Origin of the sequence: Terrimonas ginsenosidimutans (assembly GCF_022012415.1) — a bacterium.
Classification (GTDB): Bacteria; Bacteroidota; Bacteroidia; order Chitinophagales; family Chitinophagaceae; genus Terrimonas_A; species Terrimonas_A ginsenosidimutans.
Genome location: NZ_JAKLTR010000007.1, coordinates 1 through 14308 on the forward strand (window position 1 = coordinate 1; position 14308 = coordinate 14308).

The following is a 14308-nucleotide window of genomic DNA, read 5'->3' on the forward strand; positions in this document are numbered from 1 at the left end:
AGAGTCTTTCGACCTCCCGTCGAAAAAAAAGCGCCCTTGCCCACCCAGCAAAAAGCAAAACAGCGCCTTGCCCGCCCGGCAAACAATAACAGCATTCCTCAATCATCCCTCAAAATCTCAACATCAAAAAAATCAGCGGTAAGGTTCGCAGAACCTTTATTTTCGTGTGGGGGTCTCATATTATGAACATCAACGATCAGTTAAAAAATATTACAACGTTCATCCTCGATGTGGACGGTGTGCTCACAGACGGTACTATTCTTGTACTGGAAAATGGCGTTCAGGCCCGCCGGATGAGCATCCGTGATGGTTATGCGTTGCAACTGGCAATAAAAAAAGGATATCGCGTACTCGTGATCTCCGGTGCGGCTGCATCACCTGTGCTCGACCGGCTGAATAAACTGGGCATTTATGACATACACATGGGGGCGTCAGATAAACTGAGTATCGTCAGGCACTACATGGTGAAGCATCAGTTATTGCGGGAGAATTTGCTGTTCATGGGAGATGATATGCCCGACCTGGAAGTGATGCAATCCGTAGGAATAGCTGCCTGCCCCGCAGATGCGGTAGATGAAATAAAGCAGATCTCTTCGTATATCAGCCCGGTGAAAGGTGGAGAGGGGTGTGTTCGCGATGTGATGGAAAAAGTAATGAAATTGAAAGGCGACTGGATTCATGTTCAGGCTGTGGCATCCCGCTGATCACAATCCTGTTAAAATGGTTTTATTCCTCAGAACGGTAATGTATCTTGCAAAAAAAGTAAAATGAGTTTGTTTGCAGCTTTCTTGAGATTGGTCCGCCTGCCAAACCTCATTTTTATTGCTCTCACACAGATCCTGTTTCAAATCTGTATTTTCTATCCTCTTTACAAAGGGTCAATAGCGGTGCATGATACCCGGCAATTTGTTCTGCTGGTGATCGCATCTGTCCTGATAGCCGCTGCCGGATATATTATCAATGATTATTTTGATATAAATATTGATGAGGTCAACAAGCCGCGGCGGATGGTTGTAGATAAACTGATCAGCCGGCGCTGGGCGATCGCGTGGCATTTCATCCTTAGCGCACTCGGTGTGTTATTGACAATGGCCGCGTTGCCCATATTGGGTAAGTGGTACCTGATCGCGGCAAATATTTTCTGCATACTGGCGCTGTGGTTTTACTCCACTACTTTCAAAAGAAAGCTGCTGATCGGAAATATCCTGATCTCTGTGCTTACGGCCTGGACCATACTGATCATATTCTTCTCAAAAGTTTCAGTCATTGATGCGTTTGATGCAAGCCATCCTGAACAGACCAAACTGTTCCGTTTTGCTTTCCTGTATGCCGGTTTTGCTTTTATACTGTCACTTGTCCGCGAGGCGATCAAGGATATTGAAGACATGGATGGGGATGCAAAGTACGGATGCCGGACCATGCCGATCGTGTGGGGGGTGAATGCATCCAAAGTGTATATCGCAGTCTGGCTGATCATCCTGATCGTGATCCTTGGAGTTGTGCAGGCGTATGTACTACAGTTCCGTTGGTGGTGGGCAGTCATCTATAGCGTTTTATTGATCATTGTTCCGCTGCTGTACATCCTTTCTGGCTTATTCAAAGCAAAGCAGGTAGCCGATTATCACCGGCTGAGTACACTTACCAAGATCGTAATGCTGACGGGCATTCTTTCGATGATCTTTTTCTATTTTTACTTATGAACCCGATCATACTTGCCTCTCAATCGCCACGCCGTAAGCAATTACTGGAATGGGCAGAAATTCCATTTGACATCATCATAAAGGAAACGGAAGAATCTTTTCCGGCTTCTATGTCGGCAGAGGAAGTGCCGGTTCATATTGCGCGTAACAAAGCATTGGCGGTGCAAAAGGGCGTGGCAAAAGAGAAGATCGTGCTTGCCGCGGATACCGTGGTAGTGCTTGGGCAGCGGATCATCGGAAAGCCACAGAACCGTGAAGATGCGGTTCAGATCCTGAAAGATCTCTCCGGGAATCAGCATCGGGTGATCACAGGTGTAGTGATCCGGCAGGATGAGAGAGAAACGGCGTTTGCAGATATCACAGAAGTATATTTTCATCCTCTTACGGCAACGCAGATCGAATTCTATGTAGACAAATACAAACCTTATGATAAAGCCGGAGCCTATGCCATACAGGAGTGGATCGGAGTGGTTGGTATCAAAAAGGTAAATGGAGATTTCTACAATGTAATGGGGCTTCCTGTAAGCAGGGTGGTACAGGAGTTGAAAAACTTCCTGTAGCTCCGTTTTTTTCCCATAAAAATCTGATGAAAACACATTGGCCCTGACCGGGCAGCTTTCTACATTGGGTGAATAAAATTCATCCGATGACAGAACGGCTTTTACAATATATCTGGCAGGTTCAATATTATAATGCATCTGGTCTGATGACCATTGACGGCGAAAATGTTCTTGTATTTGCCGCCGGCACTCATAATACCAATCAGGGGCCTGATTTTCTTAACGCAAGGATCCGGATCGGGGATTTCACCTGGTCAGGCTCTGTTGAGTTGCATTTGCGTACCTCAGACTGGCAGAGGCACGAACATGAGCAGGACCCTCTTTACAATAATGTGATCCTGCATGTAGTGTGGGATCATGATGCCTTTGTGAATGATCTTCCCGTACTGGAATTAAAAGACCGGATCTCCGGATTGCTATTGCAGCAGTATGAGTTTCTCCTGAATGCGACGGGTTTTATCCCATGTGGCAAGCAGATCATGCAGATAAAAGAGATCGAATGGCAGCGCTGGAAGGACAGGCTCGTAGCCGAGCGCATGTTGCGTAAAGCTGAACAGGCTGATGTGCTGCTGAAGCAGAACAACTATCATTGGGCAGAAACATTCTGGTGGTTACTGGCCCGGAGTTTCGGAAGTCAGGTGAATGCCGATTTCTTCGAATCTGTAGCCCGATCGATTCCTCTTTCACTGCTTTCGCGGCATAAAAATCAGATACATCAGTTGGAAGCCTTATTGCTGGGACAGGCAGGATTGCTGAATGCCTGCATGGGGGAGGATTACCCTGTCTTGCTTCAGCGGGAATATGGCTTTCTTCGTCATAAGTATAGTCTTGATCCGGTGCATGGGCAGGCATTGTTCCTTCGTATGCGGCCGGTAAATTTTCCAACCGTGAGGCTGGCGCAATTAGCCATGCTGATCCATCAGACCACTCATCTTTTTTCAAAAGTCAAAGAAGCGGAAGAGTTGAAGGAGATCTTTCAATGGCTGGAGGTGACTGCTAACGACTACTGGCATTATCATTACAGGCTGGGGGAGGTCAGTGCATTCAAACCGAAAAAGATCGGTGCAGGGATGATCGAATCTATTGTCATTAATACGATCGTTCCACTTCTATTTGCCTATGCGCATTTTCATGGAGAAGAAGTGCTGAAAGCAAAAGCGTTGCGATGGCTGATGCAGCTTTCCGCAGAATCAAATACCGTTATTGATGGTTTTATGGAACTTGGTGTGGGAACATTCAATGCTTTTGACTCTCAGGCGATGCTTGAGCTGAAAAGCCAGTATTGTAATCAAAGGCGGTGCCTGGATTGTGCGGCGGGAAATGTGATCCTGCAGAGAGGCGAAAAGGAGGAAAAAGAGGAAAAAGAGGAGTAGGAAGACAAGGAAAGCACTGTTTAAACAACCCTTTCCCGTCCCACCACCGTTCCGGTAAAATAAACTGGTGAGGAGACGGGAAAGAAGTTGTTTTAGTTGAAGGGTTTACCGCTGAAATGGATGCTACTGTTTGAAGATGGTTCTCGCCATGGTGGTTTTATCCGACTTCAGATGTAGCAGGTATACGCCCGGTGCGATATCTTCCATCAGCTGTATTTCGATCTTGTTGGCAGGCGGTGTGATATTGTATTTGATAGGAATATTACGGCCGGCCATATCTGTGACGATGATCTTTTCAGCATGCAGATCGCTGGATAAGGATACGGAGAAATTCCGGTTGAAGGGCATGGGGCTGATGACGAAACTGTTTGGAGGAAGCGTGGATACCCTTGTGACCTTACTGACGGCAATCGTTTTTCCTTTGATGATATACTTGATCATATAATAATTGAATCCCTGCAGGGGGAATTTATCCAGGTGATAGAAGGTGGTGGTGATATTGGTGGTTTCAGGAAGATCAATGGATGCAACAGGGGAGTAGTTTACGGCATCGGCAGATCTTTCGATCAGGAATTGTCCCGGGCCGGAGATGCCTTTGATCGTCCAGCTAAGCTGGTTGCCCCAACTGCCTGGAATAGCATTCAGATCAATCGAAGAAAAGCCAAGCACACTCAGCGCACTACAGGAGCTGCAGCTGGTTATGGTAGTTGCCGATCCCCAATTGTTGGCCGGGCATCCACCACAACCGGAGTAGGACGTGTGGCCAGACGACAGGCATGCATACAGGTTAGGGTCATTAGTGAGCCGGTTGTGAAAGAATGAATTCTGATTAACCGATACGCATGCGTTCCCGTTGTTCACTTTATAGCTGTTGGCGATCTTGTTGATCAGTATGTTCATTTTCGTAATACTTCCACTGCCCAGGCACATGGAAGATGCAACAGCGTTCTGATCCGTGATCACTCCGCCGAATTCTGCGGTACCATTATTGACAAACCATGAATGGGCATTATTGATCACGAAATAAGTGAAGGGCATCCGCAGGATCGAAGCGGGTGTTGCATTGATGATAATATTGGGCGTTGCCGCGGTGGCGCCTCCTTCCATGGAAAGGTTGCGTTGCACTTCGATGGTGCCATAGTTATAGATAGCGCTGTTACCCGTCAGTATGAGTCCTGCACCGGAACCTGCGGCTAGTACGAGTCTTGCTCCCGGCCTGACGAAGATCATTCCACCGGTCATGCTAAAGTTGTTAATGGTCAGATCAGAGCAAATCACTATTGTGCCGCCATTCAGGGAAACGGTGTTCATCGTGGTAGCTGGGCCATAATACCATTTAGTGGTTCCGGCAGAAACAGTTTCGTTATTTACGAGTAGGGGATCAGTGCCTGTGCATCCTGGCGGCGGAAGCGCAGTAAGGCATTGTGACGATGCGGAAAAAAACGCATGTGAAAAAAGAAGAAGGAAGAGCAGGTGGCTTTTCAGCATAAGACATTTGTTTGGTGTGTGATGCCTGGCAACGCCACAGCAACCTGCTCGCATGATTCCTTCAGCGGTTTTTCAGGATGCAGCCTTATGGACGGTACCGGGCTGGTATTGGATGTTTACAATGTCCAAGCTATACAACGTAAAATAGTGGTGCAACTGAGAGTGCAGCAACTAACCGGATTTGTGTATGAAGTGCTCACGGGGCTGTACCGCTATTTGCTGGCGTAGTAGCAACGCAAAGAATGCAAAGGGAAGCAGAGGACGCAACGAGATGATCTTTAAAGAAAAGTTTTATTTCGCTCATTTCGCTTTTACATTCTTTGCGTTGCTGCTGCGCCAGCAAGATCATGACTGTGCCGAATTTACTTTCCCAACCATTCTTTAAAGTCTGTTACTCTTTTTCTGCTTACGATCACATCTTTATCTGCTGCCGGCGATAAGAATAGTTTAAGGCGGTTCCCGAAGTATGCATGAATTTCTTTTACCGTTTGCATAGAAACAATATGCGAGCGGTTTATCCTGAAGAAAAGATGGGGTGACAGGATCTGTTCGAGTTGTTCGATCCTGTATTCGAGGAGGAATTTTTGATTGTCGAATGTCTTGAAAAAAATAAATCTTTCCTGCGAGAAGAAATAGGCGATCTGGCTGACGTGTATTGATACCAGTTTTTGTCCCTGTTTAACAAGAAAGCGTTCTTTATGATTTCCGTTAGCGAGCGTTTTCCCGTTCTGGCCCCAGTACTGATCAAAGTTGACCACGCGTTCTTCTGTATCCGGCAATTCGGTCAGTATATGCCGGATCGTTTTATACCTGAATGCTTCGAAGTTGTAAGCTTCTTTATTGGTGGAAAATGTGACAACGGCTTTAATATCTCCGCGTCTTTTTTTAGGAATACCGGAGATCACTCCTTCATTTGCCAGTATCAGGTCTGGAATTTTATTTCGCGTTAACCACTCTGCTGCTGCAAACATATTTTCGGTTACGCCAACTACCTGAATGGTCTCATCAATCTCATGAAGTAGATCTTTGATCTTTTGCACCATTCCCGTTTCATATTCAATCACCAGTACGTTCATATCATCCGCGTTATCTGCCAAGAAAAGCAAATTTTCGTATGATCATACTATAAAAGAAAACATATAAGCATCAATTGCCTAAAGAGATGGATGAATTGCCGGGAGGTTTATAATTGTTATAGTACTCTTTCGATTCGTTGTCCGTGATTCGTTGTCCGTGATTCGTTGTCCGTTGTCCGTTGACCGTTGTCCGAAGTGAAAGAGGAACGGATGTGAATTGAATTTTCGTGTAGAAATAAAAAGTGAAGGGCTTTCGTAATTTACGAGAGCCCTTCACTTTTTATTTCTTCGCGGTCAACGGTCAACGGTCAACGGTCAACGGTCAACGGTCAACGGTCAACGGTCAACGGTCAACGGTCAACGGACAACGGTCAACGAATCACGGTCAACGAACCACGGACAACGGTCAACTTCTCTAGGCCCATGCTCCCCAATCCACTTTCACCTCGATATCCGGGTGAATGCTTTTTGCAACCGGGCATGTATCGCCGGTATGTCTGAGAATGGTTTTAGTTTTTTCGTCGAGATTGCTCAGTGATCCTGGTATATGAAATGTTAATTCTATTCCGCCAACGCGGCGCGGATCAGCTTTCATTATCTTTAGAACGTCTACCTGGACGCCATCAAGATCGAAGTCCATGGTACGGGCTTTGATGCCCATTACGGTTAGCATACAGGTGGCAAGGCTGGTTGCCATGAGGTCGGTCGGAGAGAAGCGCTCGCCCTTTCCATTATTGTCAGTTGGGGCGTCCGTTTCAAAATTTGAACCGCTTTTTAAATGGGTACAGGTGGTACGGAGCACGCCGTTGTAAACTACTGTTGAGGTCATTTCAATTTTTGCCCTAAATTTACGTTATAACCGAGAGTTAACCTCTTTGTAATTTTAATCAAATGAACGAATCTGTGAAGAAACTAAGCCTCTCCGTTGTCGTTTTATTGCTTGCAGTTGCAGCTATGTCGCAAGACAGGCGTGAGTCCCGGAATGAGAAAAAGGAAGCGAAAAGACAAAAGATAAACGAGTTGATCCGCCAGGCTGAGGAAGGAGTTCTTGTTTATCATAAACAAAGCGTTTTCGGGATCCAGCTCCGTACAAATGGTTATGGCGCGTTTTACGAATATGGTAAAATGAAAAGCAACCGCAAAACAAACCTGTACCGGATCGATTTTGCGGAGATCAAAGAGAGCAAGGAAGAGAAAGCCGTCCAGATCAGCGCCATATTCGGAAATCCCTTCATATTCGGTAAACGAAACTATTTTTATCCCGTAACGCTCGGGTTTGGGCAGCAATATGTTTTCGGGCAAAAAGGCAATAAGAACGGCGTGGCTGTGACCGGCGTTTACTATGCTGGTGTGGCCCTCGGGCTTCTCCGCCCGTATTATCTGACGGTAGACGATCCGCAGCGGGGGGTTCGTGATATCAAATACAGCACCGAGGACAGCTTGCTGTTCACCGATCCGTCTGCCATCCGGGCCGGTGGCGGTTTCAGCAAAGGCTGGGGCGAGATCAAGATCAAGCCGGGAGCATTCGCGAAAGCGGGTTTACGGTTTGACTGGGGCCGGTTCAATGAAAGCGTTTCAGCCCTGGAAGTAGGTCTGAGCGCCGATTTTTATCCCGGCAAAATCCCCATCATGATCTATCAGAAAGAAAGACAGCTGTTTATGCAGGGATACATCGCGTTCGTGTTTGGAAAGCGAAAGTGAACCTTTGAGGGTTTGTATTCGTTATCTTCCTAAATCCCACGTATTTTTGCAATTATGACCGAACTTCCAGTTGTACCCGCAGTAAATGAAAAAGCCAGGGTTAAAAAACCAGATTGGCTCCGGGTTAAATTACCTATCGGAGAAGAATACAAGCACGTCCGCGGGCTTGTTGATACACATAAATTACATACCATTTGCGAAAGCGGTAACTGCCCGAATATGGGCGAATGCTGGGGTTCCGGCACCGCCACTTTCATGATCCTCGGGAACGTTTGTACCCGCAGCTGCGGCTTCTGTGCCGTTGCAACCGGCAGACCGGAACCTGTGGATTGGGATGAACCACAACGTGTGGCCGAAGCGATCAATCTCATGAAAGTGAAGCATGCCGTTATTACCTCTGTTGACCGCGATGAACTTAAAGATGGCGGCGCAGCCATCTGGTTCAATACTATCCGCGCTGTTAAAACACTCAATCCTGACACTACACTCGAAACGCTGATCGGGGATTTTAAAGGAAATAAGCCCGATATCCAGCGTGTGATCGAAGCAGCGCCTGAAGTGGTTTCCCATAATATCGAAACAGTAGAACGCCTTACCCGCCAGGTGCGGATCCAGGCCAAATACTGGCGCAGTATGGAAGTGATCCGTACGCTGAAAGAGGGTGGACGCCGTACCAAAAGCGGTATCATGCTTGGTCTTGGCGAAACAAAAGAAGAAGTGATCCAGACACTAAGGGATCTTCATGATAACGGCTGCGATGTAGTGACCATCGGCCAGTATTTACAACCTACACAAAAACATTTACCAGTACAGCGCTTTGTTCACCCGGATGAGTTTGCCGAATACCGCGAGATCGGTTACAGTCTTGGCCTGGATTATGTAGAAAGCGGCCCGTTGGTCCGTTCTTCTTATCATAGCGAACGCCATGTGTTCGCGGGTTTGGGACGTAAGCAATGGGAGATGGATAAGAAAGTTCCTGCTTTATAATCATTGCAAAAACTGTTCATGAAACGGATCGGTTTAATCCTGTCAGTTATCATCGTTCTTGTTTGTTCTGTTTCATCCATGGCACAGAATAAAATGAACTGGGTGAATGTTGATTCAGCATTCGGTCCGTTGCCATCATCGGTGCATGTGTTCCGGTCTGCTGATCTGATCGATGGCAAACCGAATATTGCGTATTATGTCATCGCGGCTCTGAAGGATAAGGATCTCCATTTTACAGCAGACACCACTCTTGCAAGAAGATTTACACCCAAACAGTTTTATGAGCGGAATGAGAAGCCGCTTGTTGTGGTGAATACGACCTTCTTTTCTTTTGCAACGAATCAGAATCTGAATACAGTGATCATGGAGGGAAAGCAGGTTGGATTTACTGTTCATTCCATTCCGGGTAAGGGGAAAGATACATTGACTTACTTTCATCCTTTCGGAAGTGCGCTGGGCATATCGAAGAAAAGGAAGGCGGATATCGCATGGCTTTACACCGACTCTCTAAGTCGATGGCCTCTTTCCTGGGATCATCCGGTTGAACCTAAAATTACAACGACAACAGCACTCCGACCTTATATTCCTGAAAAAGAGATTACCCAAATGGTGAAGAACTCTGATCGTGAATTAAGAAGAACGGGAGATAAATGGAAAATGCAAACGGCTGTAGGTGGTGGGCCGGTAGTGGTGAAAGATGGAACGGTAAGTGTTTCCAACAATAGTGAGATGAAGTTTTCAGGGAAGGCTATTGACGATAAACATCCGCGCACAGCGATGGGTTATACCCGCGATAATAAGCTCATCATACTTGTGATTGAAGGAAGAAATCCTGGAGTGGCAGAAGGTGCGTCGCTTACACAGGAAGCGTTGATACTGCAGCAACTCGGTTGCTGGGAGGCGTTGAATCTTGACGGGGGAGGGAGTAGTTGTTTGCTGGTGAATGGAAAGGAAACGATCCGGCCTTCGGATAAGGGGGTGGAGAGACCGGTGCCGGCGGTTTTCATTATTAAATAGATTGGCGTAGGTGTATCGCAAAGAGCGCAAAGAACCGCAAAGTTCGCTAAGATAATTCCGTAGCGAACTTTGCGGTTCTTTGCGCTCTTTGCGATACTTAATAAGCGTTTCGACTAAAAGTTTATTCCCATACCAGGGCACTTGCACCCAGGATCGCTGCATCAGACTCGCGAAGATGGCTGATCAGCAGCTTCACTTTATTCTGGAACACCTGGATCAGGTTTGCTTCCATATGCTCGCGTGTTGGTTTGAGGATGAGATCACCTGCCTTTGTTAATCCTCCAAACAGAATGATGGCTTCCGGACTGGAGAACATCACGCAGTTCGCCATTGCCAGGCCAAGGATACGGCCGGTATATTCATACACATGACGGGCAAGTCCATCGCCCTGTATGGCTGCTTCGTATACTTTTTTGGAATCGATCTCTTCTTTTGGAATATCACGGAGAACGCTTGGCGTATCGGTTGTTTCCAGTAATTCCAGTGTGGTATATTTTACGCCGGTTGCGGACGCATAACTTTCCAGTGAACCTTTTTTACCGGTGCCAGGGTGAATTCTTCCATCGGGGATAATGATGGTATGACCAACTTCGCCGGCAAAACCATCATGACCATAGATCAGTTGTCCATTGGCAACGATACCGCTGCCAACGCCTGTTCCGAGGGTGATCATGATAAAATCTTTCATTCCCTTTGCGGCGCCATACATCATTTCTCCGATCGCGGCTGCATTCGCGTCATTGGTAAGTGTTACCGGCAATTTGAATTTATCTTCGATCAGTTTAGCCAGCGGAATAATGCCTTTCCAGGGAAGATTTGGTGCATATTCGATGGTACCTGTATAATAATTCCCGTTTGGCGCTCCGACACCGATGCCTTTCATACGCCCGATGCCGCCAGCTTTTTCGATCAGCGTTGAAAGGGCGTTATACAATTCGTCAATAAACGAGTGTACATCTGCGTGTTTCTTTGTAGAGATCTCATCAGAAAACAAAAGGTTACCGTCCCGGTCAACAATGCCGAATTTCGTACCTGTTCCTCCAATATCAATGCCGATCGAAAGGGGATGTAAAGCTGTTTTAGACGCCATGTGTTTGTTTTTAATAAAAAGGCCCCGTTACGGGGTAACGGGGCTTAAATGTACGAAGGAAATTAGTTTTGAGGTAGGCGAACGAAGACGAAGTTTAAAAGTTTAAAGGTTTGAAAGTTTAAAAGTTGTTTAAACCCCTAAACTTTCAAACCTTTGAACGGTTAACTTTCCTTCCTGCTAGTGTCCTCCTCCGGTAGTACTCACGTCATCGTAATCGATTCCCTGGGCTTTTAATATTCCTTTAACCTTCCATGCATAGAATGCGAGATAAGCGAAGCACAGTACACCTATTACGTAAGACCACTGGATGCCGAGCAAATCTTTTGAAGCGATCACGCCCTGTAACCAGCTGATAATGCCACCACCCATGATCATCATGATCAGGAAGCTGGCTCCTTCATTGGTACGTTTGCCAAGACCCGCAATTGCCAGGGTGAAAATACATGGCCAGAGTGTGGAACAGAACAAACCTACACTCATGAACGCATAAACACTGATCATTCCATCTGCCAGGATACCTACTACGAGTGCTGCAATACCGAGAAGGCTAAGGATCAGCAATTGTCTCGCTGGGTTGCCTTTACTCAGCAGATCAGCCGCAATGATCAGGAGAACGATCACTGCATACAGGAAGAATGGAGTAATATCATGTTTCGCAATAGCGTTTACAAGAAGGAACACGCCAAAAGCGATGTAGGGCATCAGGAATCGTAAGACCTGTTTGAAACCTTTAGAGATATCAAAAGCGCCTACAGAAGCTGTCCAGCGGCCGATCATCAGACTCGCCCAGTAAAGAGAAACATAAGGGGCGATATCGGCTGTTGCCGTACCCAGATGTTCCTTCATGAACTCAGGAAGATTGGCCGCAGTGCTCACTTCAACACCTACATAAATGAAGATCCCGAGCATGCCCAATACAAGCTGCGGATATTTCAGCGGGCTGCCACGATCAACGATCTTGTTCTTCCCTTCGAAAATGGTTCCTTTTTCTTCTTCTGTGGTGGTTTCTGTATCGATCTTATTAGGAACTGATGAGAAACGGAAGATAATTGCCACAATGACAAATGCAACGCCAAGTATCAAATAGGGGATCTTGATGCTTTGAATGTCTGCCGTTGTGCTTCCGGTAACAGAACCGAAAATTGCAGCGCTGACAATTAATGGTCCTATTGTTGTACCAAAATTGTTAACCCCACCCGCCATACTCAATCGCTGGGCACCTGATCTCGGATTACCCATAATGATCGCAAGAGGATTGGCTGCGGTTTGCTGCAGCGAAAAACCAAGACCCACGATAAAAAGACCTGTGATGAACAGAGGGAAGGAAGCTGTTTGCGCGGCCGGGTAAAAGATCAATGTACCCAAAGCCGAGATGATAAGCCCCAGGGAGATGCCATTACGGTAACCGATCTGGTTCAGAATGTCTCCTCCGCGAGCTTTGCTGATAGCAAAATAAATCAGGGATCCTACTGTATAAGCCACGTAGAACGCAACCGCTACAAGCTGGCTTTGCGCCTGTGAAAGATGAAGGCTTTCTTTGAATACCGGAATGAGGATATCATTACTGGCCGCTACGAAACCCCAGAAAAAGAAAACAATGATGAGGGTTCCGAACTGCGACCATTTGGTTTGTTGATTCATGCAGTCGTTGTTTAAATTATGAAGGCCCAAAATAGAAATAAATACAGTAGCGAAAAATTTTTAGTTATAAAAAGCCCTTAATGGAAAAAAGCGCTTAATTTGAAAACAATTGTTAGTATTCAAACTTTTAGAATGGAAATCGTACACGTAGCGGCAGAATGTTATCCCGTGGCCAAAGCGGGCGGACTGGGTGATGTGGTTGGTTCACTGCCAAGATACCAGACCGAACTTGGTCATGTTGCCAAGGTGGTGATGCCTATGTACCGCACGAAATTTTTATATGATAATAACTGGGAGCTTGTACACGAAGGCGGTCAAAGCATCGGTTCCCACTGGTTTCACTATAGCGTGATCAAAGAGAAAACGAACAAACTCGGCTTCGATCTTTACCTTATTGACATAAATGGATTGCTTGATCGCGAGAAGATCTACGGATATGATGATGATAACGAAAGATTCGTCGCTTTCCAGATCGCTCTGTGTGACTGGTTGAATCACTGGCGGGATCTGCCGGATGCAGTACACTGCCATGATCACCACACCGGCCTGATCCCTTTCATGTTTAAATATTGTTATGCTTTCCGGGACAGACTTGCCGGCGTTCCCACGGTATTTACCGTACATAATGGTCAGTACCAGGGATGGATCAGCTGGGATCAGTACTATTTCCTTCCGGCATATGACAGCTGGAACTGGGGGATGCTGGACTGGAATAACACGATCAACCCCATGGCCTCTGCGGTGAAATGTGCCTGGAAGGTTACCACGGTTAGTCATAGTTACCTCGACGAGCTCCGCGAATCTGCAAACGGTCTCCAGAACCTATTCGAATACGAAAGAGGCAAGAGTAGCGGCATCCTGAATGGTATCGATACAAAAGTCTGGAATCCGGAAACCGATAGTTACATAATCCGGAATTACGATAAAGAATTGGTTGAAAAAGGTAAAAAGAAAAATAAAAAGGAACTGGCCGGGCAGTTCGGCCTTGATCCAGACAAACCGCTGATCGCATTTATCGGACGTTTGGTGGGAGAGAAGGCTGCTGATCTGCTACCTGATGCGATCAGCCAGTCGATCTATCAGCATCATGGCAAAGCCAATTTCATTGTGTTAGGCTCCGGCGATCCTGAACTGGAAGACCAGCTGGATAACATGCGTCATCGCTTTAATGGGTATTTTAATTCCTATATTGGATATAGCGAGGCATTAAGTCACCTTATCTATGCCGGATCAGACTTTTTGCTGATGCCCAGCCGTGTAGAACCCTGTGGGCTCAACCAGATGTATGCACTTCGCTATGGTACTGTGCCGATGGTGAGGAACGTCGGCGGGTTGCGGGATACGATCACTGATTTCGGGGACTGGCAGGGCTTCGGCATCCGTTTTGATCAGGCATCTGTTAATGATATCACATACTCTGTAGGACGGGCAATCGATCTTTATACCAACAAACCTGACCTTTATTCCTGGATGCGCAGTCACATGATGACGATCGATCACTCCTGGGATTCTTCAGCACAACAGTATATCGATATTTACCAGTCTTTGAAAAAGACGGATGAGAAGTAAAAAGTTGGAATTTAAAAGTAAAAAATAAACAAAACACAGGAAGTCAAAACCGAATAACAAATCAGAATAATTAAAGAAAGACAGAACAGGACGTATTTTGATTTTT

The 14308-nt window shown here is 46.3% G+C and carries 13 protein-coding genes; 8 read left to right on the forward strand and 5 right to left on the reverse strand.

The genetic code is table 11. The features are described from left to right. The first annotated feature begins 182 nt into the window (after window positions 1-182). The 4 genes from LZZ85_RS12040 (at window position 183) to LZZ85_RS12055 (ending at window position 3633) form a co-directional block, all read left to right on the forward strand. Window positions 183-704, forward strand: coding sequence for a KdsC family phosphatase (locus LZZ85_RS12040; RefSeq protein WP_237871979.1), 522 nt, complete (start codon window positions 183-185; stop codon window positions 702-704). Between the two features lie 63 nt (window positions 705-767). After that, window positions 768-1700, forward strand: a complete 933-nt coding sequence (locus LZZ85_RS12045; RefSeq protein WP_237871981.1) for a geranylgeranylglycerol-phosphate geranylgeranyltransferase — start codon at window positions 768-770, stop codon at window positions 1698-1700. Further along, window positions 1697-2260, forward strand: coding sequence for a Maf family nucleotide pyrophosphatase (locus LZZ85_RS12050; protein ID WP_237871983.1), 564 nt, complete (start codon window positions 1697-1699; stop codon window positions 2258-2260). The genes LZZ85_RS12045 and LZZ85_RS12050 overlap by 4 nt, the downstream gene beginning before the upstream one ends. A gap of 86 nt (window positions 2261-2346) precedes the next feature. Then, on the forward strand, window positions 2347-3633 hold the full coding sequence (locus tag LZZ85_RS12055; protein ID WP_237871985.1) for a DUF2851 family protein: 1287 nt from the start codon (window positions 2347-2349) through the stop codon (window positions 3631-3633). A gap of 123 nt (window positions 3634-3756) precedes the next feature. Here the strand turns inward: LZZ85_RS12055 and LZZ85_RS12060 are convergent, their stop codons facing one another. The 3 genes from LZZ85_RS12060 to LZZ85_RS12070 form a co-directional block, all read right to left on the reverse strand. Next, window positions 3757-5121: a T9SS type A sorting domain-containing protein gene (locus LZZ85_RS12060; RefSeq protein ID WP_237871987.1), complete on the reverse strand. Its 1365-nt coding sequence runs from the start codon at window positions 5119-5121 to the stop codon at window positions 3757-3759. Between the two features lie 362 nt (window positions 5122-5483). Continuing rightward, entirely contained in the window at window positions 5484-6218 is a 735-nt protein-coding gene (locus tag LZZ85_RS12065) for a LytR/AlgR family response regulator transcription factor (RefSeq protein WP_237871989.1), read from the reverse strand. Between the two features lie 394 nt (window positions 6219-6612). Continuing rightward, window positions 6613-7026, reverse strand: coding sequence for an OsmC family protein (locus LZZ85_RS12070; RefSeq protein ID WP_237871991.1), 414 nt, complete (start codon window positions 7024-7026; stop codon window positions 6613-6615). 62 nt (window positions 7027-7088) lie between these two features. Between LZZ85_RS12070 and LZZ85_RS12075 the strand changes: the two genes are divergently transcribed. The 3 genes from LZZ85_RS12075 to LZZ85_RS12085 are packed head-to-tail and all read left to right on the forward strand — an operon-like array spanning window position 7089 to window position 9902. Then, on the forward strand, window positions 7089-7898 hold the full coding sequence (locus tag LZZ85_RS12075) for a hypothetical protein (RefSeq protein ID WP_237871992.1): 810 nt from the start codon (window positions 7089-7091) through the stop codon (window positions 7896-7898). A 54-nt stretch (window positions 7899-7952) separates the two neighbouring features. Beyond that, window positions 7953-8885, forward strand: coding sequence for a lipoyl synthase (gene lipA / locus LZZ85_RS12080; protein WP_237871994.1), 933 nt, complete (start codon window positions 7953-7955; stop codon window positions 8883-8885). 18 nt (window positions 8886-8903) lie between these two features. Then, window positions 8904-9902, forward strand: a complete 999-nt coding sequence (locus tag LZZ85_RS12085) for a phosphodiester glycosidase family protein (RefSeq protein ID WP_237871996.1) — start codon at window positions 8904-8906, stop codon at window positions 9900-9902. Between the two features lie 121 nt (window positions 9903-10023). On the opposite strand, the gene LZZ85_RS12090 is transcribed toward LZZ85_RS12085, so the two are convergent. Next, complete coding sequence (locus tag LZZ85_RS12090; protein WP_237871998.1) at window positions 10024-10992, reverse strand: ROK family protein; 969 nt, start codon at window positions 10990-10992, stop codon at window positions 10024-10026. A gap of 177 nt (window positions 10993-11169) precedes the next feature. Further along, window positions 11170-12633 (reverse strand): MFS transporter, encoded by a 1464-nt coding sequence (locus tag LZZ85_RS12095; protein ID WP_237872000.1) that lies wholly within the window; start codon window positions 12631-12633, stop codon window positions 11170-11172. Between the two features lie 132 nt (window positions 12634-12765). Between LZZ85_RS12095 and LZZ85_RS12100 the strand changes: the two genes are divergently transcribed. Beyond that, window positions 12766-14202: a glycogen synthase gene (locus LZZ85_RS12100; protein ID WP_237872002.1), complete on the forward strand. Its 1437-nt coding sequence runs from the start codon at window positions 12766-12768 to the stop codon at window positions 14200-14202. Window positions 14203-14308: the final 106 nt, after the last annotated feature.

What these genes read in the sequence shown, in the direction of transcription:
- LZZ85_RS12100 (WP_237872002.1), top strand. Translation starts at nt 12,766, where the DNA reads ATGGAAATCGTACACGTAGCGGCAGAATGTTATCCCGTGGCCAAAGCG.
- lipA (WP_237871994.1), top strand. Translation starts at nt 7,953, where the DNA reads ATGACCGAACTTCCAGTTGTACCCGCAGTAAATGAAAAAGCCAGGGTT.
- LZZ85_RS12095 (WP_237872000.1), bottom strand. Translation starts at nt 12,633, where the DNA reads ATGAATCAACAAACCAAATGGTCGCAGTTCGGAACCCTCATCATTGTT.
- LZZ85_RS12085 (WP_237871996.1), top strand. Translation starts at nt 8,904, where the DNA reads ATGAAACGGATCGGTTTAATCCTGTCAGTTATCATCGTTCTTGTTTGT.
- LZZ85_RS12060 (WP_237871987.1), bottom strand. Translation starts at nt 5,121, where the DNA reads ATGCTGAAAAGCCACCTGCTCTTCCTTCTTCTTTTTTCACATGCGTTT.
- LZZ85_RS12090 (WP_237871998.1), bottom strand. Translation starts at nt 10,992, where the DNA reads ATGGCGTCTAAAACAGCTTTACATCCCCTTTCGATCGGCATTGATATT.
- LZZ85_RS12050 (WP_237871983.1), top strand. Translation starts at nt 1,697, where the DNA reads ATGAACCCGATCATACTTGCCTCTCAATCGCCACGCCGTAAGCAATTA.
- LZZ85_RS12070 (WP_237871991.1), bottom strand. Translation starts at nt 7,026, where the DNA reads ATGACCTCAACAGTAGTTTACAACGGCGTGCTCCGTACCACCTGTACC.
- LZZ85_RS12045 (WP_237871981.1), top strand. Translation starts at nt 768, where the DNA reads ATGAGTTTGTTTGCAGCTTTCTTGAGATTGGTCCGCCTGCCAAACCTC.
- LZZ85_RS12040 (WP_237871979.1), top strand. Translation starts at nt 183, where the DNA reads ATGAACATCAACGATCAGTTAAAAAATATTACAACGTTCATCCTCGAT.
- LZZ85_RS12075 (WP_237871992.1), top strand. Translation starts at nt 7,089, where the DNA reads ATGAACGAATCTGTGAAGAAACTAAGCCTCTCCGTTGTCGTTTTATTG.
- LZZ85_RS12055 (WP_237871985.1), top strand. Translation starts at nt 2,347, where the DNA reads ATGACAGAACGGCTTTTACAATATATCTGGCAGGTTCAATATTATAAT.